The 22,237-nt window shown below is 67.3% G+C and carries 21 protein-coding genes and 1 pseudogene; 14 read left to right on the top strand and 8 right to left on the bottom strand.

The genetic code is table 11. From position 1 onward, the window contains the following. Positions 1 to 2: 2 nt before the first annotated feature. On the bottom strand, positions 3 to 842 hold the full coding sequence (gene nadE, locus GO592_RS17355; RefSeq protein WP_005566362.1) for an ammonia-dependent NAD(+) synthetase: 840 nt from the start codon (positions 840 to 842) through the stop codon (positions 3 to 5). Positions 843 to 892: 50 nt separating this feature from the next. Here nadE and GO592_RS17350 point away from each other — a divergent pair, with 50 nt between their 5' ends. Then, on the top strand, positions 893 to 1,444 hold the full coding sequence (locus GO592_RS17350; RefSeq protein ID WP_007296821.1) for a nucleosidase: 552 nt from the start codon (positions 893 to 895) through the stop codon (positions 1,442 to 1,444). Here GO592_RS17350 and GO592_RS17345 read toward each other — a convergent pair. After that, a complete protein-coding gene (locus GO592_RS17345) occupies positions 1,441 to 2,211 on the bottom strand; it encodes an META domain-containing protein (RefSeq protein WP_007296822.1) in 771 nt (256 codons plus the stop codon). The genes GO592_RS17350 and GO592_RS17345 overlap by 4 nt on opposite strands. A 34-nt stretch (positions 2,212 to 2,245) precedes the next feature. Continuing rightward, complete coding sequence (locus GO592_RS17340; RefSeq protein WP_005240279.1) at positions 2,246 to 2,845, bottom strand: TetR/AcrR family transcriptional regulator; 600 nt, start codon at positions 2,843 to 2,845, stop codon at positions 2,246 to 2,248. Positions 2,846 to 2,946: 101 nt separating this feature from the next. On the opposite strand from GO592_RS17340, the gene GO592_RS17335 reads away from it, so the two are divergent. Further along, a complete protein-coding gene (locus GO592_RS17335) occupies positions 2,947 to 3,510 on the top strand; it encodes an NAD(P)H-dependent oxidoreductase (protein WP_005240282.1) in 564 nt (187 codons plus the stop codon). Between the two features lie 30 nt (positions 3,511 to 3,540). On the opposite strand, the gene GO592_RS17330 is transcribed toward GO592_RS17335, so the two are convergent. Beyond that, positions 3,541 to 4,374 carry a siderophore-interacting protein gene (locus GO592_RS17330; protein WP_007296823.1) on the bottom strand — a complete coding sequence of 278 codons (834 nt, stop codon included), beginning with the start codon at positions 4,372 to 4,374 and terminating at the stop codon, positions 3,541 to 3,543. A 563-nt stretch (positions 4,375 to 4,937) separates the two neighbouring features. On the opposite strand from GO592_RS17330, the gene GO592_RS17325 reads away from it, so the two are divergent. The 4 genes from GO592_RS17325 (at position 4,938) to nrdF (ending at position 8,920) form a co-directional block, all read left to right on the top strand. After that, complete coding sequence (locus GO592_RS17325; RefSeq protein WP_005240286.1) at positions 4,938 to 5,171, top strand: redoxin NrdH; 234 nt, start codon at positions 4,938 to 4,940, stop codon at positions 5,169 to 5,171. Positions 5,172 to 5,259: 88 nt separating this feature from the next. Continuing rightward, entirely contained in the window at positions 5,260 to 5,736 is a 477-nt protein-coding gene (gene nrdI, locus GO592_RS17320) for a class Ib ribonucleoside-diphosphate reductase assembly flavoprotein NrdI (RefSeq protein WP_007296824.1), read from the top strand. Continuing rightward, positions 5,694 to 7,877 (top strand): class 1b ribonucleoside-diphosphate reductase subunit alpha, encoded by a 2,184-nt coding sequence (nrdE, locus tag GO592_RS17315; RefSeq protein ID WP_039951003.1) that lies wholly within the window; start codon positions 5,694 to 5,696, stop codon positions 7,875 to 7,877. Before nrdI ends, nrdE begins: the two co-directional genes overlap by 43 nt. A 77-nt stretch (positions 7,878 to 7,954) precedes the next feature. Beyond that, a complete protein-coding gene (gene nrdF / locus GO592_RS17310) occupies positions 7,955 to 8,920 on the top strand; it encodes a class 1b ribonucleoside-diphosphate reductase subunit beta (protein ID WP_005240291.1) in 966 nt (321 codons plus the stop codon). A gap of 84 nt (positions 8,921 to 9,004) precedes the next feature. Here nrdF and GO592_RS17305 read toward each other — a convergent pair whose 3' ends face one another. From GO592_RS17305 to GO592_RS17295, 3 genes are read right to left on the bottom strand one after another with little or no spacing between them, the layout of a single operon-like run. Next, positions 9,005 to 9,478 carry an NUDIX hydrolase gene (locus GO592_RS17305; protein WP_007296826.1) on the bottom strand — a complete coding sequence of 158 codons (474 nt, stop codon included), beginning with the start codon at positions 9,476 to 9,478 and terminating at the stop codon, positions 9,005 to 9,007. Positions 9,479 to 9,486: 8 nt separating this feature from the next. Next, positions 9,487 to 10,554, bottom strand: a complete 1,068-nt coding sequence (locus GO592_RS17300; protein ID WP_007296827.1) for an iron-siderophore ABC transporter substrate-binding protein — start codon at positions 10,552 to 10,554, stop codon at positions 9,487 to 9,489. Between the two features lie 35 nt (positions 10,555 to 10,589). Next, a complete protein-coding gene (locus GO592_RS17295; RefSeq protein WP_007296828.1) occupies positions 10,590 to 11,597 on the bottom strand; it encodes an ABC transporter substrate-binding protein in 1,008 nt (335 codons plus the stop codon). Positions 11,598 to 11,898: 301 nt separating this feature from the next. Between GO592_RS17295 and ctaD the strand changes: the two genes are divergently transcribed. From ctaD to yczE, 4 genes are all read left to right on the top strand, one after another. Continuing rightward, positions 11,899 to 13,689 (top strand): aa3-type cytochrome oxidase subunit I, encoded by a 1,791-nt coding sequence (gene ctaD, locus GO592_RS17290; RefSeq protein ID WP_011598346.1) that lies wholly within the window; start codon positions 11,899 to 11,901, stop codon positions 13,687 to 13,689. A gap of 104 nt (positions 13,690 to 13,793) precedes the next feature. Next, complete coding sequence (serB, locus tag GO592_RS17285) at positions 13,794 to 15,014, top strand: phosphoserine phosphatase SerB (RefSeq protein ID WP_005240300.1); 1,221 nt, start codon at positions 13,794 to 13,796, stop codon at positions 15,012 to 15,014. Next, positions 15,011 to 15,790: an aminoacyl-tRNA hydrolase gene (locus GO592_RS17280; protein WP_005259562.1), complete on the top strand. Its 780-nt coding sequence runs from the start codon at positions 15,011 to 15,013 to the stop codon at positions 15,788 to 15,790. The genes serB and GO592_RS17280 overlap by 4 nt, the downstream gene beginning before the upstream one ends. A gap of 82 nt (positions 15,791 to 15,872) precedes the next feature. After that, on the top strand, positions 15,873 to 16,574 hold the full coding sequence (gene yczE, locus GO592_RS46565) for a membrane protein YczE (RefSeq protein WP_007296829.1): 702 nt from the start codon (positions 15,873 to 15,875) through the stop codon (positions 16,572 to 16,574). A 14-nt stretch (positions 16,575 to 16,588) separates the two neighbouring features. On the opposite strand, the pseudogene glgX reads toward yczE, so the two are convergent. Further along, a pseudogene (gene glgX / locus GO592_RS17270) lies at positions 16,589 to 18,556 on the bottom strand (glycogen debranching protein GlgX); the annotation flags it as partial. A gap of 83 nt (positions 18,557 to 18,639) precedes the next feature. On the opposite strand from glgX, the gene GO592_RS17265 reads away from it, so the two are divergent. The 4 genes from GO592_RS17265 (at position 18,640) to GO592_RS17250 (ending at position 22,236) form a co-directional block, all read left to right on the top strand. Next, positions 18,640 to 19,464 (top strand): ABC transporter ATP-binding protein, encoded by an 825-nt coding sequence (locus GO592_RS17265; protein WP_007296831.1) that lies wholly within the window; start codon positions 18,640 to 18,642, stop codon positions 19,462 to 19,464. Between the two features lie 65 nt (positions 19,465 to 19,529). Beyond that, positions 19,530 to 20,372, top strand: coding sequence for an NUDIX hydrolase (locus GO592_RS17260; protein WP_007296832.1), 843 nt, complete (start codon positions 19,530 to 19,532; stop codon positions 20,370 to 20,372). Between the two features lie 57 nt (positions 20,373 to 20,429). Then, on the top strand, positions 20,430 to 21,209 hold the full coding sequence (locus GO592_RS17255; protein ID WP_005566345.1) for an enoyl-CoA hydratase/isomerase family protein: 780 nt from the start codon (positions 20,430 to 20,432) through the stop codon (positions 21,207 to 21,209). A gap of 55 nt (positions 21,210 to 21,264) precedes the next feature. Then, the gene (locus GO592_RS17250; protein WP_007296833.1) at positions 21,265 to 22,236 is read left to right on the top strand and encodes a class I SAM-dependent methyltransferase; all 972 of its coding nucleotides are present in this window, start codon (positions 21,265 to 21,267) and stop codon (positions 22,234 to 22,236) included. Position 22,237 lies beyond the last annotated feature (1 nt).

The raw sequence follows: 22,237 nt of genomic DNA, 5'->3' as shown, positions 1-22,237 counted from the left end.
GGTCACCGCCACCACGTGTCGAGCGGGGTCACCGGGACCGTGCGCTTGTGGCGGGTATTCAGGAACATGGTCTCGAGCTTCTGGGCGACGGCGTCCGGCACGTCCTTGCCCTCGAGGTAGTCGTCGATCTGTGCGTACGTGACGCCGAGCGCTTCCTCGTCGGGGAGGGCGGGGCGATCGTCCTCGAGGTCGGCGGTGGGGACCTTCTTCCACGTGCTCTCCGGTGCGCCGAGTTCGCGCAGGAGTTCGGCGCCCTGACGCTTGGACAACCCGGTCAACGGGGTGACGTCCACGCCGCCGTCGCCGAACTTGGTGAAGAAGCCGGTGATCGCCTCGGCGGCATGGTCGGTGCCGACCACGAGGTATCCGAGCTGGCCGGCGATCGAGTACTGGATCACCATGCGTTCGCGGGCCTTGATGTTTCCGCGGACGAAGTCGCGGAGTTCGCCGCCGTCGCCGATGATGTCGCGCAGCGCCTCGGACGACTCCTTCGCGGTGGCGTCCGCGCCGGGCTTCACGTTGACGACCACCGACCGGTCGGGCTTGATGAAGTCGAGGGCGATCTGCGCGTCGGACTCGTCGGCCTGGGTGCCGTAGGGCAGCCGCACGGCGACGAACTCGGCGTCGTGGCCCTCGTCGCGCAATTCGCTCGCCGCGAGCTGGGCGAGGCGTCCGGTGAGGGTGCTGTCCTGACCGCCGCTGATGCCGAGGACGAATCCCCTGGCCGGGGTCGACAGCAGGTAGTCCTTCAAGAACTGAACACGTTTGCGGATCTCGTCAGCCGCATCGATGGTGGGCTGGGCACCGAGTTCCTCGAGGATCTGCGCACGTAGATTCGCCATGACAGAACTCTAGCGAGTGCCCCTGACGAGTGCAGGGTACGGTTCCGCGCATGAGTAGATCGGGCGTTCTGGTGGTCAGCGCGACCAAGGCGGAGGCGGTGCACGTCCCGTCCGAGTTCGAGGTCCTGATCACCGGGATCGGCAAGGTGAGCGCCGCCGTGGCCGTGGCGTCCGCACTCGCCGACTACCCGCGAACGGACAAACCGCTCGTCGTCAACATCGGCACCGCCGGTGCGTTGCACGAGCACCACAGCGGCCTGTTCACGCCGTCGACCGTCCTCAACCACGACATCAGTGGCGACGCCATCCGGGCGCTCGGGCACGAGGTGGCCGATCTCCTCGCCCTGCCGGACGGTGACGGCTCCGTGCTCGCGACCGGCGACCTGTTCGTGTCCGACGCCGGTGTGCGCGACGTGCTCGCCCGCAGAGCCGACCTCGTCGACATGGAGGGCTTCGCGGTCGCCTATGCCAGCGCTCGCGGCGGCGCCCGGTGCCGACTGGTCAAGCACGTCAGTGACACGGCCGACGACTCGGCACTGGACTGGCCCGCCCGGATCGATGCGAGCGCCCGGGAACTCGGGCGCTGGCTCGCGGCTCTCTAGGCCGCCCGCAGTGTCAGCCCGATCCCGTCGCTGTTGACCAGTCGCAGCGAGTCCGAATGGACGCTGTAACCGGTCTCCCCGGTCAACGCCGCGAGTACGGCACGCTCGACCTCCGAGACGTCCGGGGGGCACGCCATCCGGGTGGTGGCCCAGGGGCTGAACAAGATCGAACTCTGCTGCACGTCCGCGGTCCCGGTCATGCGGTTGCAGCCGGTGAAGCCGGACGCCGAACCGTCGCCGGCGATCAACAACTGGGGTGCCGTTCTCTCCAGTGCCGCCGTCGTCGTGACCGCGTCCGGGCTGATCAGCGCGGTGACCGTCCAGGTGGTCCCGACGACGGGCCGATCCGGCCGGACGACCTTCTCGTCCGTCAGCGTCACCGAACCGGTGGGCGTGGTGAGGGTGAGCGTGTCGCCGCCGAGGGTCCAGTTCGGCTGCGCGTCGAGCAGCGCCGCCACCCAGGCGTCCGCGCCGGCGGCCTCTCCCGGACACGCCATCAGCGTCATCGCGAGCGGACCTGCCACGACCTTCCCGCCGGACAGGTCGACGTCGGCGCTGCCCTGATTGCATCCGGCCTCGACGGAGAGGCGTCCGGGGTCGGTGAAGCCGAGCACGAGCGGCCCACCGCCGGGAATGGGATCGCCCTCGACGGAGGTGGAGATGTAGGTGCGGCCCGCGGGATCCGGCGGCGTGGTCTGCGCGTCCCCGTCGCAGGCGGTGAGCGAGGCGAACGTCAGGAGGCCGAGAACGGTGGCGGTGGTGCGCATTCCCCGAGGTTAGACAAATTGTCCGGATTCGGGATCAACATCGGGTGACGCGCCGGATCAGGTCCTCCCACGCGTCGCCGAGACGTTCCACGGACATCCCGAGGTCGCGCAGTTCGTGCAGTACCAGCGTGGCCTCGAGCGGTGCGAGCAGGGAGCAGGCGAGCAGTTCGTGGTCGCCGTGCACCCCGGCCGCGCGGAGCAGGGACACGACGTGGCGCACGGACACCGCCCGGGCGGGTGCGGCGAAACGGAACTCGAGGGAATTCTCGGCCGCGCGCTGGACCTCACCCTGTACCTCGACGATCGCGATGCGGGCGTGCCCGAAGGCGATCAGCCGGTCGATCGGGTCGGCGCCCGGACCGAGCGGCGGTGGACCGAACATGAAGGACTGCTGGAGTTCCCGTTCGGTGTGGTCGAGGAGTGCGTGCATGAGGCCCGACCGGCTGCCGAACCGGCGGAACACTGTGCCCTTGCCCACACCGGCCTTGCAGGCGACCGCGTCCATCGTGACGGCGTCGACGCCGCGCTCCGCGACCAGCAGCGCGGCCGCGTCGAGCAGAAGACGCCGATTACGTGCGGCGTCTCCGCGTTCGGGGGGATCGACCCCGATCTGGGGCAGGAGGGGACTGGTCACGCCTCGCATCCTACCGTGACGGGAACATAAGTGGACCGCGGTCCGTTTAGTTGCTATACATGTTCACGAGTCGCCCTACGCACCATCGAAGGATTATTGACATGTCACAGACCAACGTTCTCGTTCTCGTCGGCAGCCTGCGCGCCGCCTCGGTCAACCGTCAGCTCGCGGAGACCGCGATCGCCGTGGCGCCCGAGGGTGCCGAGGTGACCGTGTTCGACGGCCTCGGAGACGTCCCCTTCTACAACGAGGACATCGACGTCGCCGGTTCCATCCCCGCCGTCGAGGCGCTGCGCGACGCCGCCGGCCGGGCCGACGCGCTCCTGCTCCTCACGCCCGAGTACAACGGCACCATCCCCGCCGTCCTCAAGAACGCCATCGACTGGATCTCCCGGCCGTACGGCACCGGTGCCGTGAAGGACAAGCCCGTCGCCGTCATCAGCGCCTCGCCCAGCGGCAACGGTGCCCAGTGGGCGCACGAGGACACCCGCAAGGCCGTCCGCATCGCAGGTGGCAAGGTCCTCGAGGACGTCACCCTCGCCATCGGCGGCACGATCGACAAGTTCGGCGACCGGCACCCGCGCGAGAACGCGGAGGTCGCGCAGCAGGTTGCCGACGTCGTCGCCAGCCTCGTCGACGCCACGAAGCAGCTCGTCGACGCCTGACGATTCCGCTCGCGCGCGGCGCCGCCGTCGCTACAGCCCGGTCCGATCCAGGGCTGCGTCGACGGCGTCGCGCACCGAGTCGAAGTCTTCACCGGCCGCCAGGGCAGAGTCCCTGGCGGCTTCTATCTTTTCGCGCACCGTCTCGTACCGCGCGACCCACTCCTCCTTGTTGTCGCGCCAGTAACCGATGACGTCGTAGCGGTCCGCATGCCAGCGCAGGTCGTGGCGCAACCAGCGTCGCACCGCCCGCGACACCCTTGCCTCGCCCGCGAACCACACGTATCCCGGTGCATCCGGTCGCGGCCAGTCGCGGGCCGCCTCGGCGAGCAGACTGTTGCCGGCGCCGTTTCCGCTCCCGTCCAGCCACGTCACGGTCAGCGCGGCATCGGTGGCGAACTGCTGCCGGTCCTCGGGGGTGGTGACCTCCGCGATCACGTGTACCCGCGCCGAGCCGGGTAGCTCCTCGACGATCCGGCCCACCGCGGGCAGTGCCGTCATGTCGGCGACGAGGAGCTGCCACTCGGTGTCGGCGGGCGGCGCGTACCACCCCGAGGCGGTCGAGAACCCGAGCGTCTCGCCCGGGTGCGCGCCCGCGGCCCAGTGTGCTGCGGTCCCGCCCGCATGGACGGCGAAATCGATGTCCATCTCCAGTGCGTCCGGGTCCCAGCGACGCACGGTGTAGCTGCGCTTCTCTTCGCCGTCGGGCGGGAAGGCGAGGAGCAGGCGCTCGTCCGGCCTTCCGCTGGACTCGAATCGACCGAGATCTCCGCCCGCGAGGGTGATCCTCTGCATGTTCGGCGTCACCCGCCGCGTGCGCGCCACGGGTGCCGACCAGTCGAGGTGGTCCAGGGAGTCGTCGGACATGCGCTCACGGTAGCGGGACGGCCCGGCAGTTACCGGTCGGCAAGCGTGGGGGGCGCGTCGTACGCGACCCCCGGTGTGCCCGGCCGCAGGCGGCCGGGAAGCGGCGCCTCCGGGTGTGACGAGTACGCCGCTCGGAGGACGCCGCCGTGGGCCGGCGGAGTCCTCTGCGGCCGGTCCGGACGGTGCTCTCCCGGGGCCTGCGCCGCGGATGCGGGCGTGTCCTCGGAGGTGACGTAAGCTCCCGGAGCCTCCAGTGCACGAGCGCGATGCGAGGGGTGTTCCGCGTCACGCCGAAAATGTGATGTGTGACACGCCGGAGCGAGCACGAAATTTATGGTCCGCGGGATGACGACCTGGGAATTTCATCAATGTGACTCACAACATCTCGGGTTAAGTGTTTCTGTCGGCCACTAGGTGTAGTGTCTTGAGCACTGAGAGACCACAACGAGAACCGACTCGGTGAGCATCTCCATCGGGGGTCACCGCCATCTCGATCAGGGGAAGTCTCAGTGCGCTGAACACACACTTCGTCAGCTCCATTCGGCAGTGGAAAGAGGGACTTCATGAGCATCACCGTCTACACCAAGCCCGCTTGCGTTCAGTGCAATGCCACCTACCGGGCCCTCGACAAGGCGGGTATCGAATACTCCGTCGTCGACATCACCGAAGACCCCGAGGCCCGGGACTACGTCATGGCACTGGGATACCTGCAGGCGCCCGTGATCGTGGCCGGTGACGAGCACTGGTCGGGCTTCCGCCCCGACCGCATCAAGACCCTCTCGGCAAACGCTGCTTGAAGCGAGGCGATCGCACCGCCCGAGGCAGAATTCGATCCGATTCCCGGGCGGCAGTAAACGGTAGTACTAGTCCGGATGGTGGAAACCGATGACATCGCTGGTGTACTTCTCCAGCGCCTCGGAGAACACGCACCGATTCGTCCAGCGGCTCGGGCTGCCTGCGACGCGCATACCCATTCACGACCGCGAGGGCACCTTCGAGGTTCGCGAACCCTACGTGCTGATCGTCCCCACGTATGGCGGGGGAACGACGGCCACGGGCCGCGACACCAGTTACGTCCCGAAGCCGGTCATCCGATTTCTCAACAACACACACAACAGGTCGCTGATCCGAGCAGTGATCGCGGCAGGAAACACCAATTTCGGTGAGTCCTATTGCTTTGCAGGAAACATCATTTCTCAGAAATGCCACGTTCCCTACCTCTACCGCTTCGAACTCATGGGCACAGCCGAGGACGTCGAGCGGGTCAGGGCCGGTCTGGGTGAATTCTGGGATCACTTAGACGACGAGGAGCACGAGAAGTGGCGCCGACCATCACAGACACCATCGACGCGGGGAGCGTAGAGCGCGACGCGCGCGGTGGAGACTCGACGAACGGTCTCGATTACCACGCACTCAACGCAATGCTCAACCTGTACGGCCCCAACGGCGAGATCCAGTTCGACAAGGACGTCGCCGCCGCCCGCCAGTACTTCCTGCAGCACGTCAACCAGAACACCGTCTTCTTCCACAACCTGGACGAGAAGCTCGACTACCTCGTGGAGGAGAACTACTACGAGCCCGAGGTCCTCGACCAGTACTCGCGCGCGTTCGTGAAGTCGCTGATCGAGCACGCCTACTCGAAGAAGTTCCGCTTCCCGACGTTCCTGGGCGCGTTCAAGTACTACACCTCGTACACGCTGAAGACGTTCGACGGCAAGCGTTACCTGGAGCGATTCGAGGACCGCGTCTGCATGGTCGCCCTCACGCTCGCCGCCGGCGACGAGGAACTGGCGACCAAGCTCGTCGACGAGATCATTGCCGGCCGGTTCCAGCCCGCCACCCCCACGTTCCTCAACTCCGGCAAGAAGCAGCGCGGCGAGCCCGTGTCCTGCTTCCTGCTTCGCATCGAGGACAACATGGAGTCCATCGGCCGCTCCATCAACTCGGCGCTGCAGCTGTCCAAGCGCGGCGGCGGAGTTGCGTTGCTGCTCAGCAATGTTCGCGAGCACGGTGCCCCGATCAAGAAGATCGAGAACCAGAGCTCCGGTGTCATCCCGATCATGAAGCTGCTCGAGGACTCCTTCTCGTACGCCAACCAGCTCGGCGCGCGTCAGGGCGCAGGCGCGGTGTACCTGCACGCGCACCACCCGGACATCTACCGCTTCCTCGACACCAAGCGGGAGAACGCCGACGAGAAGATCCGCATCAAGACGCTGTCGCTGGGTGTGGTCATCCCGGACATCACGTTCGAGCTGGCGAAGAAGAACGAGGACATGTACCTGTTCTCGCCGTACGACGTCGAGCGCATCTACGGTGTCCCGTTCGCGGACGTCAATGTCACCGAGAAGTACTACGAGATGGTCGACGACAAGCGGATCCGCAAGTCGAAGATCAAGGCGCGCGAGTTCTTCCAGACCATCGCCGAGCTGCAGTTCGAGTCGGGCTACCCGTACATCATGTTCGAGGACACGGTGAACCGGGCCAACCCCATCGAGGGCAAGATCACCCACTCCAACCTGTGCTCGGAGATCCTGCAGGTCTCGACGCCGTCGCTGTTCAACGACGACCTCTCGTACAGCGAGGTCGGCAAGGACATCTCCTGCAACCTCGGCTCGCTGAACATCGCGAAGACCATGGACTCGCCCGACTTCGCACGCACCATCGAGGTGTCGATCCGCGCCCTCACCGCGGTGTCCGATCAGACGCACATCTACTCGGTGCCGTCGATCGAGCAGGGCAACAACGACTCCCACGCCATCGGCCTCGGGCAGATGAACCTGCACGGGTACCTGGCCCGTGAGCGGATCTTCTACGGCTCCGACGAGGGCATCGACTTCACGAACATCTACTTCTATACCGTCGTGTTCCACGCGGTGCGGGCGTCCAACCGGATCGCCATCGAGCGGGGCACCCACTTCAAGGGCTTCCCGCAGTCCAAGTACGCGTCCGGCGAGTACTTCGACAAGTACACCGATCAGGTGTGGGAGCCGAAGACGGAGCGGGTGCGGCAGCTGTTCGCCGAGTCCGGTGTGCACATCCCGACGCAGGACGACTGGCGCGAGCTGAAGGCGTCCGTGCAGAAGTACGGCATCTACAACCAGAACCTGCAGGCCGTCCCGCCGACGGGGTCGATCTCGTACATCAACTACTCCACCAGCTCCATCCACCCGGTGGCGTCGAAGATCGAGATCCGCAAGGAAGGCAAGATCGGCCGCGTCTACTACCCGGCGCCCTACCTGACCAACGACAACCTGGAGTACTACCAGGATGCCTACGAGATCGGGTACGAGAAGATCGTCGACACCTATGCCGCGGCGACGCAGCACGTCGACCAGGGGCTGTCGCTGACGCTGTTCTTCAAGGACACCGCCACCACCCGCGACATCAACAAGGCGCAGATCTACGCGTGGCGCAAGGGCATCAAGACGCTGTACTACATCCGGCTGCGTCAGATGGCTCTGGAGGGTACCGAGGTCGAAGGTTGCGTTTCCTGCATGCTGTAGGCGGCTCCGCCGCCCGTGAGTACTTGTCAACCGCCGGCGGTTGACAAGTACTCACAGCCGAACGAAGTGAGGAATCAATGGTCAAGCTGGTGAGTCGCGTATCCGCGATCAACTGGAACCGCGTCCAGGACGAGAAGGACGCCGAGGTGTGGGACCGTCTCGTCGGCAACTTCTGGCTGCCCGAAAAGGTGCCGGTGTCCAACGACATCCCGTCGTGGGGGACGCTCACGCCGCAAGAGAAGCAGCTCACGATGCGGGTGTTCACGGGGCTGACGCTCCTCGACACCATTCAGGGCACCGTGGGCGCCGTCAGCCTCATCCCCGACGCCATCACCCCGCACGAAGAGGCGGTGTACACCAACATCGCGTTCATGGAGTCGGTGCACGCCAAGAGCTACAGCTCGATCTTCTCGACACTGTGCTCCACCCGCGACATCGACGACGCCTTCCGCTGGTCCGAGGAGAACCCGAACCTGCAGCGCAAGGCCGAGATCGTCATGGACTACTACCAGGGCGACGAGCCGCTCAAGCGCAAGGTGGCATCCACCCTGCTCGAGAGCTTCCTGTTCTACTCGGGCTTCTATCTGCCGATGTACTGGTCGTCGCGGGCGAAGCTCACCAACACCGCCGACCTCATCCGCCTCATCATCCGCGACGAGGCCGTGCACGGGTACTACATCGGCTACAAGTACCAGAAGGGGCTCGAGCAGCTCACCGAGGCCGAGCGCGACGACCTCAAGAACTACACGTTCGAGTTGCTCTTCGAGCTCTACGACAACGAGGTCGACTACACCCAGGACCTCTACGACGAGGTGGGCCTCACCGAAGACGTCAAGAAGTTCCTGCGGTACAACGCGAACAAGGCACTGATGAATCTCGGCTACGAGGGTCTGTTCCCCAAGGACGAGACGGACGTCAACCCGGCGATCCTGTCGGCGCTCTCACCCAACGCGGACGAGAACCACGACTTCTTCTCCGGCTCGGGCAGCTCCTACGTCATCGGCAAGGCCGTCAACACAGAAGACGAGGACTGGGACTTCTAGATCAGCTCGCGACTTCCAGAGCTGTCGCCCAATGTCACACCGGTTCAGTTCGATTGCACCGGTGTGGCATTGGGCGAACTGCGTTCAGCGGCGGAACCACGCCTCGGGCTCGTCCTGCAGCGCCTTGTCGAGCCGCAGCCGCGACGACGGGGTGAGGTCCGGCGGCAGCGCGTCGGGGAAGAACCAGGCGACGTCGTGGTTCTCGTCGTCCGACACGGCAGCCTCCCCGCTCAGGTACCGCGCGAGGAAGCACACGTCGAGATACTGCGCGACGTCGCCGTTCGGGTAGGTGATCGGGTCGGTGACGTCGACGCTCGTGATCCGGACCAGTTCCGCGTCGACGCCGGTTTCCTCGCGCACCTCACGCAGGGCGGCGGGTCCGGGTTCCTCCCCGGGTTCGAGGATGCCGGACACGACGGCCCATTTGCCGTTGTCGACGCGCCGGGTCAGCAGCACCCGGCCGTCGGCGTCACGCACGACGACACTCACCCCGGACAGCCACAGCGGCCCAGTGCCGACGTGGCCGCGCAGGGCGGTGACGAACTCGGGGACGGGCACCGGGCCTCCTAGCCGACGTAACCGTTCAGCGTGTTCCGCAGGTCGGTGAGCATCGCGCGCGCGGCGACGACACCGTTTCCGCCCCACACGTCACCCTCCACGGCGAAGACTCGCTTGTCGGAGGCCGCCTCGAGGTCTTCCCAGGCCTCGCCGGACATGACGTCCTCCGCGTGCGCGGTGCCCTCCTCGCCGTCCAGGACGGCGTAGATGAGGTCCCCCTCGGCCTGATCGATGTCGGATTCGGAGATCGGTTCGGTGACTGCGCCGTCGAGGTTCTGATACGCAGGTCGCCGCACACCGGCGTCGGTGAGGACCTGGCCGGCGAACGTGGCCGGACCCTCGACCTCCATGCTGTCGGCGCCGAAGCGGACGACGGAGGCCTGCGTCTGCGCGGCATCGATGTCGACGCCGAGTTGCTTCGCGTCCTGCTGGTACAGCTCCAGTGCGGCCGTCGCCGCGTCGGCCCGGCCCAGGGCGTTGCCGGCGAGGAGGAACTGCGCCTTCCAGTACACGGGGTCGGAGCCGACGAACACGGTGGGCGCGATGGGGGAGAGCGCGCCGTCCAGCTGGTCGGACGCCGGACTCGATCCGAGGATCAGGTCCGGGTCCGCCTGAGCGATCTTGTTCACGTCCGGGGCGTCGACGGATCCGACGCTCGGGATCTCGGAGATGCCCGTGCCGAGGTATCCGGGTTGCGGCGAGTCCCCGTCGACGGTCGCCGCGCCGACCACGTTCTCCCACAAACCGAGTGCGCACACCGCGTCCAGCGCGGCGCTGTCGAGTACCACGATCCGCTGCGGATCGGACGGAACCTCGCTCTCGCCCTTCGTGTGGACCACCCGGTGCGTCGAGCCGGCCGCGAGTGCGGCGTCGACCGGGGCCGGCTCGGCGCAGACGGTCGTGGTGTCCCTCTCGATGCCGACCACGCCGGCTCCGGCGATCTGCGTGGTGGTCCGGACGATGGACGCCGCGGGATCGTCGTCGGACGGTTGAGAGCAGCCGGCGACTGCGAGCGCAGCGACGGCGGCGACGAGACCGGTGGACGCGCGGCGGGCGGAAAACCTACGAGGGGACAATTCGGCGACTTCCTGTGTGTGCGGGCGCGTTCAGGTTAGCCGCTGTGCTTGTCCACCCCGAACGTGTCCGACAGGTCGTCGAGGATGAGATGCGCGCCTTGGATGCTGACCGGCGACATCCACCGGGCGTCGTCGACGTCGATCTTGCGTCCCTTCAGCGTCTGCCACAGCGGGCTCTCCAGGAACGGCTTGGCCGCTTCGGCGCTCTTGCCGGCCGGGTCCTGCCAGGTGCTGACGAAGATGGCGTCGCCCTCGGCCTCACTGATCAGCTCGGGGCTGATCGCTTGCATGATGTTGTCCGGATCAGCCGGATCGGGGCCCTGGCTCTGCGGACGGGCGAGCCCGGCGTCCGAGAGGACGATCCCGCTGAACGAGGTCGTGCGGTAGAGGCGCGCCGTCGGCTCGCCCGCGAACCGGACGACCGAGATCACCGGATTCGACGCCGTGTCGTTGATCTCCGCGCCGACGGCGGCGGCCCGCTCCTCGTAGGCGCCGATCTCCTGCTCCGCGAGTTCCTCCTTGCCCAGTGCCGTGCCGACGAGCCGGATGTTGTCCTTCCACGTGGGCCCGGTCGTCTCGGTGAAGATGGTCGGCGCGATCGCGGACAGTTGCTCGTAGTTCTTCGCGTCGCGCACTTCGGCGGAGATGATCAGGTCGGGTTGCAGCGCGGCGATCTGCTCGAGGCTCGCGTTGCTGACCTTGCCCACCGATTCGGCTTCCGCCGCGAACTCGTCCCGCGAGGAGCCGAGGTAGTCGGGCAGGCCGGGTTCGCGGTAGTCGACGTATCCGACGAGCGGCGCCTCGAGGAGGAGGACGGCGTCGGTGAAGCTGTTGTCGAGTGCCACGATGCGCTGCGGCGCGGCCGGGATCTCGGTGCTGCCGCGGAAGTGGTCGACGGTGCGGGGGAACTGCCCGGTCGACGAGGTGGTGCTGGACGCGGCGGCGAAGTCGTCGCTGCTGGAGCAGGACGCGATCGAGAAAGTGGCTGCAGCGGCCAGTGCGACCGCGCCGGCGACGACCCGGCGTCGGGAGAGAACGTTCACATGGAGCTCCTGGTAGAAGTTAGGTGAGCGAAACCTTAGCACCGGGGTTTCGGCGTGTCGGACCGTCCGGGGTCCGTGTCGACCGGTCGCGTGCGACACGCCGGACCGCGTGACAGTGAGCACTCCCCGGGGCCACAAACCGCAGGTCGCGTGCGCCACAATTTGCTCTGAGTCCGGGTAAGTACGACAGTGGGTAGGACCCAGTCGGAGGCCGCTCAGGGCACGGTCTACGATTCGATGAGCGCAAGCCAGAGACCGTTCGCCTCGCAGCCCGGGGACGGACGCGCATTCAGGAGGATCAGTGACTGCCGTAGCGCCCCAGCCAGTCCCCGCGATAGCTGCAGCCAGGCCTTACCCGCCGCGGCAGGGACCCAAGGGCTCGTTCATCTTCAAAATGATTACGACCACCGACCCCAAGGTGCTCGGAATCATGTACTTGACGACCTCGATCGCGTTCTTCCTCATCGGTGGTCTCATGGCCCTGATGATGCGCGCCGAGCTCGCTGTGCCCGGTATGCAGTTCTTGTCGAACGAACAGTTCAACCAGCTGTTCACGATGCACGGCACGATCATGCTGCTGCTGTACGCGACGCCGATCGTGTTCGGGTTCGCCAACTACATCCTGCCGCTGCAGATCGGCGCCCCCGACGTGGCGTTCCCGCGACTCAACGCGTTCAGCTACTGGCTGTACGTGTTCGGCGCGATCATCACGACCGCCGGCTTCATCACCCCCGGCGGTGCCGCGGACTTCGGCTGGACCGCCTACACGCCCCTGACGAGTGCGCTGCACTCCCCGGGCGTCGGCGCCGACCTCTGGGTCATGGGCCTCGCGGTCGCCGGCCTCGGCACCATCCTCGGTGGTGTCAACATGATCACCACCGTCATCTGCCTGCGTGCCCCCGGCATGACCATGTTCCGCATGCCGATCTTCACGTGGAACATCTTCATCACCAGCATCCTGATTCTGCTGGCGTTCCCGCTGCTGACCGCTGCCTTCATGGGCCTGTTCGTGGACCGTCACCTCGGTGGCCACATCTTCGACCCGGCCACCGGCGGTGTGCTGCTGTGGCAGCACCTGTTCTGGTTCTTCGGTCACCCCGAGGTGTACATCATCGCGCTGCCGTTCTTCGGCATCGTCTCGGAGATCTTCCCGGTCTTCAGCCGTAAGCCCGTGTTCGGTTACAGCGGCCTGGTCTACGCGACCCTGGCGATCGCCGCCCTCTCCATCGCGGTGTGGGCGCACCACATGTACGCCACGGGCGCCGTGCTGCTCCCGTACTTCTCGTTCATGACGTTCCTGATCGCCGTCCCGACGGGTGTGAAGATCTTCAACTGGATCGGAACCATGTGGAAGGGGCAGTTGACGTTCGAGTCGCCGATGCTGTTCTCCATCGGCTTCCTCATCACGTTCCTCTTCGGTGGTCTGTCCGGCGTCATCCTCGCGAGCCCGCCCCTGGACTTCCACGTCACGGACACCTACTTCGTGGTCGCCCACTTCCACTACGTGGTCTTCGGCACCGTCGTGTTCGCTACCTACGCCGGCATCTACTTCTGGTTCCCGAAGATGACCGGACGCATGATGGACGAGCGTCTCGGCAAGTGGCACTTCTGGACCACGTTCATCGGCTTCCACGGCACGTTCCTCGTCCAGCACTGGCTGGGTAACGAAGGTATGCCGCGTCGCTACGCCGACTACCTGCCCTCGGACGGCTTCACGTTCCTGAACACCTTCTCGACGATCTTCGCGTTCGTCCTCGGTGCCTCGACGCTGCCGTTCATCTGGAACGTCTTCAAGAGTTACCGATACGGCGAAGTCGTGACCGTCGACGACCCGTGGGGTTACGGCAATTCGCTCGAGTGGGCCACCAGCTGCCCGCCGCCGCGGCACAACTTCACCGAGCTGCCGCGCATCCGCTCCGAGCGTCCCGCGTTCGAGCTGCACTACCCGCACATGGTCGAGCGGATGAAGGCAGAGGCGCACGTCGGACCGGGCCACGGTGGCAAGCACGCCAGCACCGTGCTCGAGAAGGAACGCCACGAGCCGCTGACCGTCGGCGACGAAGGCGACCCCGGAACCGACACCGGCCGCTGACACATCAGTTTCGGAAAGGCCCCGCCCCCACACCGGGCGGGGCCTTTCAGTTGGCACAATGGGTGCCGGACAAGCCGCGCGAGCAACATGATCGGAGTACATCGGTGGGTGCAGCAGACACCACTGTTCTGGTGACCGTGACGGGCCCCGACCGACCCGGCGTCACCTCGGTGCTCTTCGGGTCGCTCTCCCGCCACGACGTGAGCCTTCTCGACGTGGAGCAGGTGGTGATTCGTGGGCGACTGACCCTCGGTGTCCTGGTGGCCTGCCCCGAGAACGGGGAAGCGCTGCAGGAGGAACTCGAAGAGGCGATGGCCACCGTCGGGATGTCGGTGGACGTCGAGATCGGTGCCGATCCCGGCAGGCAGTCGCTGTCCACCCACGCCGTGGTCGTCCTCGGTAGCCCGGTGTCCGCTCGCGCGCTGCGCTCGGTGGCCCGGGAGATGGCGACCCTCGGGGTCAACATCGACTCGATCCGGGGTGTCGCCGATTACCCGGTGACGGGCCTCGAACTTCTCGTGAGCGCTCCCGGCACGGCGGAGGCGGACAAGAGTCTGCGCACCGTACTGGCAGAAGTGGCTGTGCGCGAGAACGTCGACATCGCGGTCGAACGCGGGGGACTGGCCCGTCGGGCCAAACGGCTCATCGTGTTCGACGTCGACTCGACCCTCGTCCAGGGCGAGGTCATCGAGATGCTCGCCGCGCGGGCGGGCGTCGAGGACGAGGTGCGCGCCGTCACCGAATCGGCGATGCGCGGCGAGATCGACTTCACCGAATCCCTGCACCAGCGGGTCGCAACCCTCGCCGGCCTCGACGCGTCCGTGATCGACGACGTCGCGGAAAACTTGGAACTGACACCGGGCGCCCGCACCACCATCCGGACGCTGCGCAGGCTCGGCTTCCACTGCGGTGTGGTGTCCGGCGGTTTCCGGCAGGTCATCGAGGGCCTGGCCCACGAACTGGAACTGGACTTCGTGCAGGCCAACACGCTCGAGATCGTGGACGGCAAGCTCACCGGCCGGGTGATCGGCGACATCGTCGACCGGGCCGCGAAGGCGACCGCACTGCGCAAGTTCGCCGCTCAGGTCGGCGTCCCGATGGAACAGACGGTGGCGGTCGGCGACGGCGCCAACGACATCGACATGCTCAACGCCGCCGGGCTCGGAATCGCGTTCAACGCCAAGCCCGCTCTGCGCGAGGTCGCGGACACCGCACTGTCGCACCCCTTCCTCGACGCCGTGCTGTTCATCCTCGGGGTCACCCGCGACGAGGTCGAGGCCGCCGACGCGGTGGACGGCGTGGTGCGACGAGTCCCGCTGTCGTGACGGAATCGTGCCGCGGTGCGGTCACCGGGGAGACCGGTGACGACACCCTGTGGGCGGCGCGTCACGCCGTCCTCGCGGCCGGATACGGCGGCCGGCCGGATCCGGACGACCCGGCACAGGTCCTCGCGATGCCGATCGTGCTGCACATTCCGAAGGCCGACCCCCCGCCCCGTAGTGCTCTGCTCGAAGCTGCAGCCACCGCGGCCGTGGCGTTGTGCCTCGACCCCCGCGTCGGCCCCGATGAGACGGGCGCGCCCGGACCGTGGCAGGAGGATTACCTCGCCTGGATCGGGTCCCGGATCCGCAAGGTGACGCGGCGGGCACGGGGAGCCGGGTGGCGTGCGGCGCAGGAGGTCGATGGGATCACCGTCGACGTCGACGGTGCGCAGGCCCGCGCGCTCGTGCCCGTCGCCGTCGGTGCGCTCGATCCCCGCATCCGGAAGTTGCAGATCGGCGGGACCGATCTCGACCACGACGACCCCGGAGAGATCCCGGACGGGGATCCGGTGCTGTGGATCAACTCCGCTCTGGACATGACGGTGGGGAAGGCCGCGGCCCAGGTGGGCCACGCGTCGATGCTGCTCGCCGGTGCGATGACCACCGAGCAGGCCCGCGCGTGGGCGGCCACCGGCTACCGCTGCACCGTGCGGGACGCCGACGTCGGACTGTGGGAAGAGTTGACCATCGAGGTGGTGCGGGGCCGGGCGATCGCAGTGCGCGACGCCGGCTTCACCGAAGTGGCTCCCGGATCGATGACCGTGATCGCCTGCCCCTGAGCGTGGTGGCCGACGCATCGACAGTCCAGTGCCTGCGTCGTGGCTATGGGGTGCGGCAGGATTTCCCGGAACACTGACGGGCATGCTCGCTCGACGCCTGATCGCTCTTTTCGCCGGACTGTGGCTGTACGGCTTCTCGATGGCCATGATGATCACCGCCGGCCTCGGTCTCGACCCCTGGGATGTGTTCCATCAGGGGGTCGCGGATCGCACGCCACTCAGTTTCGGTGTGGTGACCGCGCTGACCGGTGTCGTGGTGCTGGCGCTGTGGATCCCGATCCGCCAGAAACCGGGATTCGGGACGATCGCCAACGTCGTGGTCATTGCCGTCTCGGTGGACACCTCGCTCGCGTTCCTCGAACCCGCCGACTCCCTTCTCGTGCGCGTCGTGGTGATGCTCGGTGGCGTGGTCCTCAACGCGCTCGCCACCGTGCTGTACATCGGTGCGGGGATGGGTCCCGGCCCGAGGGACGGTCTCATGACCGGTCTGGTCGCGCGCACCGGGCTGTCGGTGCGGGTGATCCGCACGTCGATCGAGGTGACGGTGCTGGCCACCGGCTGGTTGCTCGGCGGCACCGTGGGGGTGGGCACCGTCGTCTACGCGCTGGGCATCGGCCCGCTCATCCAGCTGATGATGCGCTTCGGTGGCATCTATCCGACCGCACGAAAGACGAGCAGCGTCGGACCGGACAGTGCGATCGTGGAGTCTCCGGAGATCGGGCCGCCCGGCGCGGGTGCGCCGTCGGGGGACGCCGAGTCGAATTCGGCGAGCACCGTGCCGTAGAACCATTCGGGACAGCCAAGGGTGATCACGGTGGGTCCGCCCGAGTGGAAGACGAGAAGCCAGCTGTCGTCGGTGAGCTGGTGCCCGTCTTCGGTGTGGGAGCGGATGTCGGAACCGTCGATCCACGCCTGGAGGGTGCGCCTGGAGTCGTCGTACCACGCGCGGTCGTCCATCTCCGCGCCGTCGGCGCCGAACCACACGAGGTCGGGATGGCCGGTGGGGGTGCGCCTGCCTTCGAAGAATTCCGGCTGGCGCAGCGCGGGGGAGGCGCGTCGGAGGTCGAGGGCCCGGGTGACGAATGCGGTGAGAGTCGTGTCCCCGGTACTCCAGTCGAGTGGCCAGGAGTCTTCACGCGGGGTGTCTTCGGGGACGCAGTACGCGTTGTTGTTGCCGCCGAGGGTGTGACCGAACTCGTCGCCTGCGGTGAACATCGGCGTGCCGGTCGACAGTGCGAGCGTGGCCAGGAGCGCGCGGACGTGCCGGGACCGCGCCTCGATGATCGACGGATCGTCGGTGGGGCCTTCGACGCCGTGGTCGACGGAGTCGTTGTGATCGGCGCCGTCCCGGTTGTCCTCGCCGTTCGCCTCGTTGTGTTTGCGGCGGTACGACACGAGGTCCGCGGCGGTGAAACCGTCGTGCGCGGTCACGAAATTGACGGACGCCCACGGGCGCCGGTTTCCGAACACGTCCTCGGAACCCGCCACCCGGGAGGCGAGATCGCGTACCCCGGTGCCGCCGTTCCAGAACCGTCGAACGGTGTTGCGGTACTTGTCGTTCCATTCCGACCACTGAACGCCGAAGTGCCCGACCCGATATCCGTCCGACGTGGCGTCCCACGGTTCGGCGATCAGTTTGCACCGGGAGAGAACGGGATCCGCCGTGATCGCGGAGAAGATCGAAGCGCGGGAATCGAATCGGCCGCCACCGGGCCGGCCGAGAGCGGACGCGAGGTCGAACCGGAAGCCGTCGACCCCCATCTCGTGCGCCCAGTAGCGCAGGCCGTCGCCGATCATCCGGACGGCGACGGGCGACTGTGCGTCGACGGTGTTCCCGCAGCCGGTGAGATCGATGTCGCGACCGTCGGAGTCGAGCAGGTAGTAGCCGGGGGCGTCGAGGCCGCGCCAGCTGAGGCTGATGCCGTCGACGCCCTGTTCGCAGGTGTGGTTGTACACCACGTCGAGGACGACCTCGATCCCCGCGGCGTGCAGCGCGTCGACCATCGTGTGGAATTCGGTGATCTCCTCACCGGGCACCACCGCATAACCCGGGTGAGGGGCGAAGAACGCCGCGGTGGCGTACCCCCAGTGGTTGCGCATGCCCCGCGAACGCACGGTGGCTTCGGAGACGTACGCCTGGACGGGAAGCAGTTCGACCGCGGTCACCCCGAGACGGACGAGATGACCGACGACGGCGGGTTCCGCGAGACCCAGATACGTTCCGCGGTACTGCGGCGGCACGTCGGGGTGCCGTGCGGTGAACGATCCCACGTGAAGTTCGTAGACAACGGTTTCCTCCCACGGCCTTTCGATCCGCGGTCCGCTCGTGCGGGCGTGGTCGGCCGTCACCACCGACAGCGGGGTGTGGCCCAGGCTGTCGACGCGCGACGGGCCGCCGAACGGGTCGCCGTCGTGGGAGACGAGTGCGTCGTGGTCGCCGAGTTCGCCCGTGATGCCGGTCGCCCACGGATCCAGAAGCAGCTTGGCGGGGTTGAGGCGCACGCCGCGTGCGGGGTCCCAGCGTCCGTGCGCGCGGTAGCCGTAGCGCTGTCCCGCACCGACGCCCTCGACGATGCCGTGCCAGATGCCGTACGTCCGCTGGACCAGGTCGATCCGCGTCTCGTCGCCGTCCCCGGAAATCAGGCACACCTGTACGAGTTCGGCGTCGGGAGCGTGGACCGCGAACTGCGTTCCGGTGCCACGCACATTCGCTCCCAGGGGAAACGGTGATCCGGGCAGCCGCAGACTCGGCGGGAGCGACGACATCTCGCCGGGGTGCGAATCGATGTGAGGCGACACGCAACTGATCCTGCCGTGAATGCTCGGAAGATGTGCGGGAAGATGGGTCCGTGCATGAACCTGATCCTGATCTCCTCATCGAATTCGACGACGTTCTCCTCCGCCGCGGGGGCAACACTCTGGTGGGCCCGGTCACCTGGAAGGTGGAACTCGACGAGCGGTGGGTCGTCCTCGGACCGAACGGGGCAGGGAAGACGTCGTTGCTCCGGATCGCGGCCGCAGAACTGCATCCCACGAGCGGAAGCGCCTACCTTCTCGGCGAGCGGCTCGGCCGCGTCGACATCAACGAACTGCGTCCGCGGATCGGACTGTCCTCCTCGGCGCTCGCCAACCGGGTGCCGTCCGAGGAGATCGTGACCGATCTCGTCGTCTCCGCCGGCTACGCGGTCCTCGGACGCTGGCGTGAGCGCTACGACGACATGGACACCGACCGTGCCGTCGAGATGCTCGAGAGTCTCGGTGCCGAGCACCTCGCCAGACGCACGTACGGCACCCTGTCCGAGGGTGAGCGCAAGCGCGTCCTCATCGCCCGTGCGCTGATGACCGACCCGGAACTGCTGCTGCTCGACGAGCCCGCCGCCGGTCTCGACCTCGGTGGGCGCGAGGAACTCGTCGCGCGCCTCACCGATCTCGCCGCCGACCCCGACGCCCCCGCGACGGTCCTCATCACCCACCACGTCGAGGAGATCCCGCCGGGCTTCACTCATGCACTGCTCCTCAAAGAGGGGGAGGTCGTCTCGCAGGGGCTCCTGGATCAGGTCATCACGGCCGAGAACCTCAGCGAGGCGTTCAGCCAGTCCATCAGCCTGGACAAGGTCGACGGCCGGTTCTTCGCGCGGCGGACCCGCGTCCCCGGCGCGCACCGGCGAGGCTGAGGACCGGCGGTCACACCGGGGGACCGACTGCGACCCGCGTCACCCGGCGGCGTAGGTTCCGAGACATGGTCTCGAAGCAAGAGCAGGCGCCCCGCGACAGTACCGACGTGGCACCCAAGGACGCGTCCACGGTCATCCTCATCCGTGACGCCGCGGCAGACGTCGCGGCGTCCGGTATCGAGGTGTTCCTCCTCCGCCGGGTGAAGGGGATGGCGTTCGCCGGCGGCATGACCGTATTCCCCGGCGGCGGGGTCGACCCGTCCGACGCCGAAGCCGAGGTCGACTGGGCGGGACCGTCCGTCGACTGGTGGGCCGGGCGGTTCTCCACCGATGCGGCGCGCGCGAAGGCCCTCGTATGTGCGGCGGTGCGTGAGACATTCGAGGAATGCGGCGTGCTCCTCGCGGGACCGAGCGCGGACACGGTCGTGGCGGACACGTCCCGCTACGCGCAGTCCCGAACACAGCTCGAGAAGCGGGAACTGTCGTTCAGCGACTTCCTGAAGCGCGAGAACCTCGTCCTGCGGGCCGACCTGCTGCGGCCCTGGGCCAACTGGATCACCCCGGTCGGCGAGGGCCGCCGCTACGACACGCGTTTCTTCGTCGCCGCCGCACCGCACGGCCAGATCGCGGACGGCGCGACGTCCGAGGCCGAGGAGGTGCAGTGGCAGAGTCCCGCCGCGGCGCTCGCGCACTGGCAGGGCGGCGGAAGCATTCTGCTGCCGCCGACGTGGAGTCAGCTCACGGCGCTCAGCGCGTTCGGTTCGGTCGCGGAGGTGCTGGCCGCGGAGCCGGAGATCCCGGTGATCCTGCCGACTCTGATCACGGACGAGGAGCAGCTCCGCGTCGAGTTCCCGGGGCAGGACGGCTACTACGAAGCCGGTCCGCATCCGTGGGCGTCCCGCGACTGATCGCGATGCGGCGGGCCGCGAAACCGGGTCGGAGGCAGACAAGTAGCCTTTTGCCTCATGGCTGAGTTTGTCACTCTCGAGGTATCCGAAGGCATCGGCACGATCCGGCTCGCGCGCCCCCCGATGAACGCCCTGAACCGCCAGGTTCAGCAGGAGTTGCGGGCAGCGGCGCGGGAGGCGACCGTCAACGCCGACGTGAAGGCCGTCATCGTCTACGGCGGCGAGAAGGTCTTCGCCGCGGGCGCGGACGTGAAGGAAATGTCCGAGATGGACTTCGGGCAGATGTCCGACGTGATCGGCGACCTGCAGTCCGACCTCGCGGCGGTCTCCGAGATCCCGAAGCCCACCGTCGCCGCCATCACGGGGTACGCGCTCGGCGGCGGCCTGGAGGTCGCGCTGTCGGCGGACCGGCGCATCGCGGGCGACAACGCCAAGCTCGGCGTGCCGGAGATCCTGCTCGGCATCATCCCCGGCGGCGGCGGCACTCAGCGTCTCGCCCGGCTGATCGGACCGTCCAAGGCCAAGGATCTACTGTTCACCGGCCGGTTCGTCGACGCCGAGGAGGCTCTCGCGATCGGTCTGGTCGACGAGGTCGTGGCGCCGGACGACGTGTACGAGGCGGCCCGCACGTGGGCGTCGCAGTTCACGAAGGGAGCGGGCCGCGCCCTGGCTGCGGCGAAGGCCGCCGTGGACCGTGGGCTGGACGTCGACCTGGGGACAGGGCTCGCGGTGGAGCGTCAGCTGTTCACCTCGTTGTTCGCCACCCAGGACCGCAAGATCGGGATGGAATCGTTCATCGAGAACGGCCCAGGTAAGGCTCAGTTCACGGGCGAGTAGTCTGGAGCCCGAAACTAGAACCTGTTCACTCTTACCAGCGAGTAGGATTTGCCGCATGACTGCAAGCGCCCATGACGACCCAGCTCCTCATCCGCACGCCACCGCCGAAGAGGTAGAGGCTGCGCTGAAGGACACCAAACTCGCCCAGGTGCTGTACCACGACTGGGAAGCCGAGACGTACGACGAGAAGTGGTCGATCTCGTACGACGAGCGGTGCATCGACTACGCGCGCGGACGTTTCGACGCCGTCGCGGGCGATCAGCCGCTGCCCTACGAGCGGGCGCTCGAACTGGGCTGCGGCACCGGATTCTTCCTCCTCAACCTGATGCAGGGCGGGGTCGCGAAGACCGGTTCGGTCACGGACCTGTCGCCCGGCATGGTGAAGGTCGCCCTCCGCAACGCCGAGGGCCTGGGATTGTCCGTCGACGGCCGCGTCGCCGACGCCGAAACCATCCCGTACGAGGACGACACGTTCGACCTCGTCGTGGGACACGCTGTCCTGCATCACATCCCGGATGTCGAGCAGTCGCTGCGCGAGGTTCTGCGCGTCCTGAAGCCGGGCGGGCGTTTCGTGTTCGCCGGTGAGCCGACCACGATCGGCAACTTCTACGCCCGCTGGCTGGGTCGCGCGACGTGGGAGGTCACCACCCGGGTCACCAAGTTGCCGTTCCTCGCGGACTGGCGTCGCCCGCAGGCGGAATTGGACGAGTCCTCCCGCGCGGCCGCGCTCGAGGCCGTCGTCGACCTCCACACGTTCGATCCGAGCGACCTCGAGAAGATCGCGAAGTCGGCAGGCGCCGAGCAGGTTCACGCGGCCACCGAAGAATTCGCCGCCGCTCTGCTCGGGTGGCCCGTCCGCACGTTCGAGGCGGCTGTGCCCCCGGAGAAGCTGGGCTGGGGCTGGGGGCGTTTCGCGTTCACCGGATGGAAGACGCTCAGCTGGGTCGACGAGAAGGTTCTCCGGCACGTGGTTCCACGGGGATTCTTCTACAACGTCATGATCACCGGCGTGAAGCCCGGCAACTGAA

The sequence above is a fragment of the Rhodococcus sp. 21391 genome, assembly GCF_016772255.1.
In the GTDB taxonomy this organism is placed as follows: Bacteria; Actinomycetota; Actinomycetes; order Mycobacteriales; family Mycobacteriaceae; genus Rhodococcus_F; species Rhodococcus_F opacus.
Note: the sequence above shows the minus strand (reverse complement) of the source record. Positions and strands in the feature narration are given on the sequence as shown.

Bases quoted from the DNA above. Each gene is read 5' to 3' on its own strand.
- GO592_RS17350 (WP_007296821.1), top strand. From the start codon at position 893: ATGAGTAGATCGGGCGTTCTGGTGGTCAGCGCGACCAAGGCGGAGGCG.
- GO592_RS17330 (WP_007296823.1), bottom strand. From the start codon at position 4,374: ATGTCCGACGACTCCCTGGACCACCTCGACTGGTCGGCACCCGTGGCG.
- nrdF (WP_005240291.1), top strand. From the start codon at position 7,955: ATGGTCAAGCTGGTGAGTCGCGTATCCGCGATCAACTGGAACCGCGTC.
- GO592_RS17255 (WP_005566345.1), top strand. From the start codon at position 20,430: ATGGCTGAGTTTGTCACTCTCGAGGTATCCGAAGGCATCGGCACGATC.
- GO592_RS17335 (WP_005240282.1), top strand. From the start codon at position 2,947: ATGTCACAGACCAACGTTCTCGTTCTCGTCGGCAGCCTGCGCGCCGCC.
- GO592_RS17250 (WP_007296833.1), top strand. From the start codon at position 21,265: ATGACTGCAAGCGCCCATGACGACCCAGCTCCTCATCCGCACGCCACC.
- GO592_RS17260 (WP_007296832.1), top strand. From the start codon at position 19,530: ATGGTCTCGAAGCAAGAGCAGGCGCCCCGCGACAGTACCGACGTGGCA.
- nadE (WP_005566362.1), bottom strand. From the start codon at position 842: ATGGCGAATCTACGTGCGCAGATCCTCGAGGAACTCGGTGCCCAGCCC.
- GO592_RS17345 (WP_007296822.1), bottom strand. From the start codon at position 2,211: ATGCGCACCACCGCCACCGTTCTCGGCCTCCTGACGTTCGCCTCGCTC.
- nrdI (WP_007296824.1), top strand. From the start codon at position 5,260: ATGACATCGCTGGTGTACTTCTCCAGCGCCTCGGAGAACACGCACCGA.
- yczE (WP_007296829.1), top strand. From the start codon at position 15,873: ATGCTCGCTCGACGCCTGATCGCTCTTTTCGCCGGACTGTGGCTGTAC.
- GO592_RS17325 (WP_005240286.1), top strand. From the start codon at position 4,938: ATGAGCATCACCGTCTACACCAAGCCCGCTTGCGTTCAGTGCAATGCC.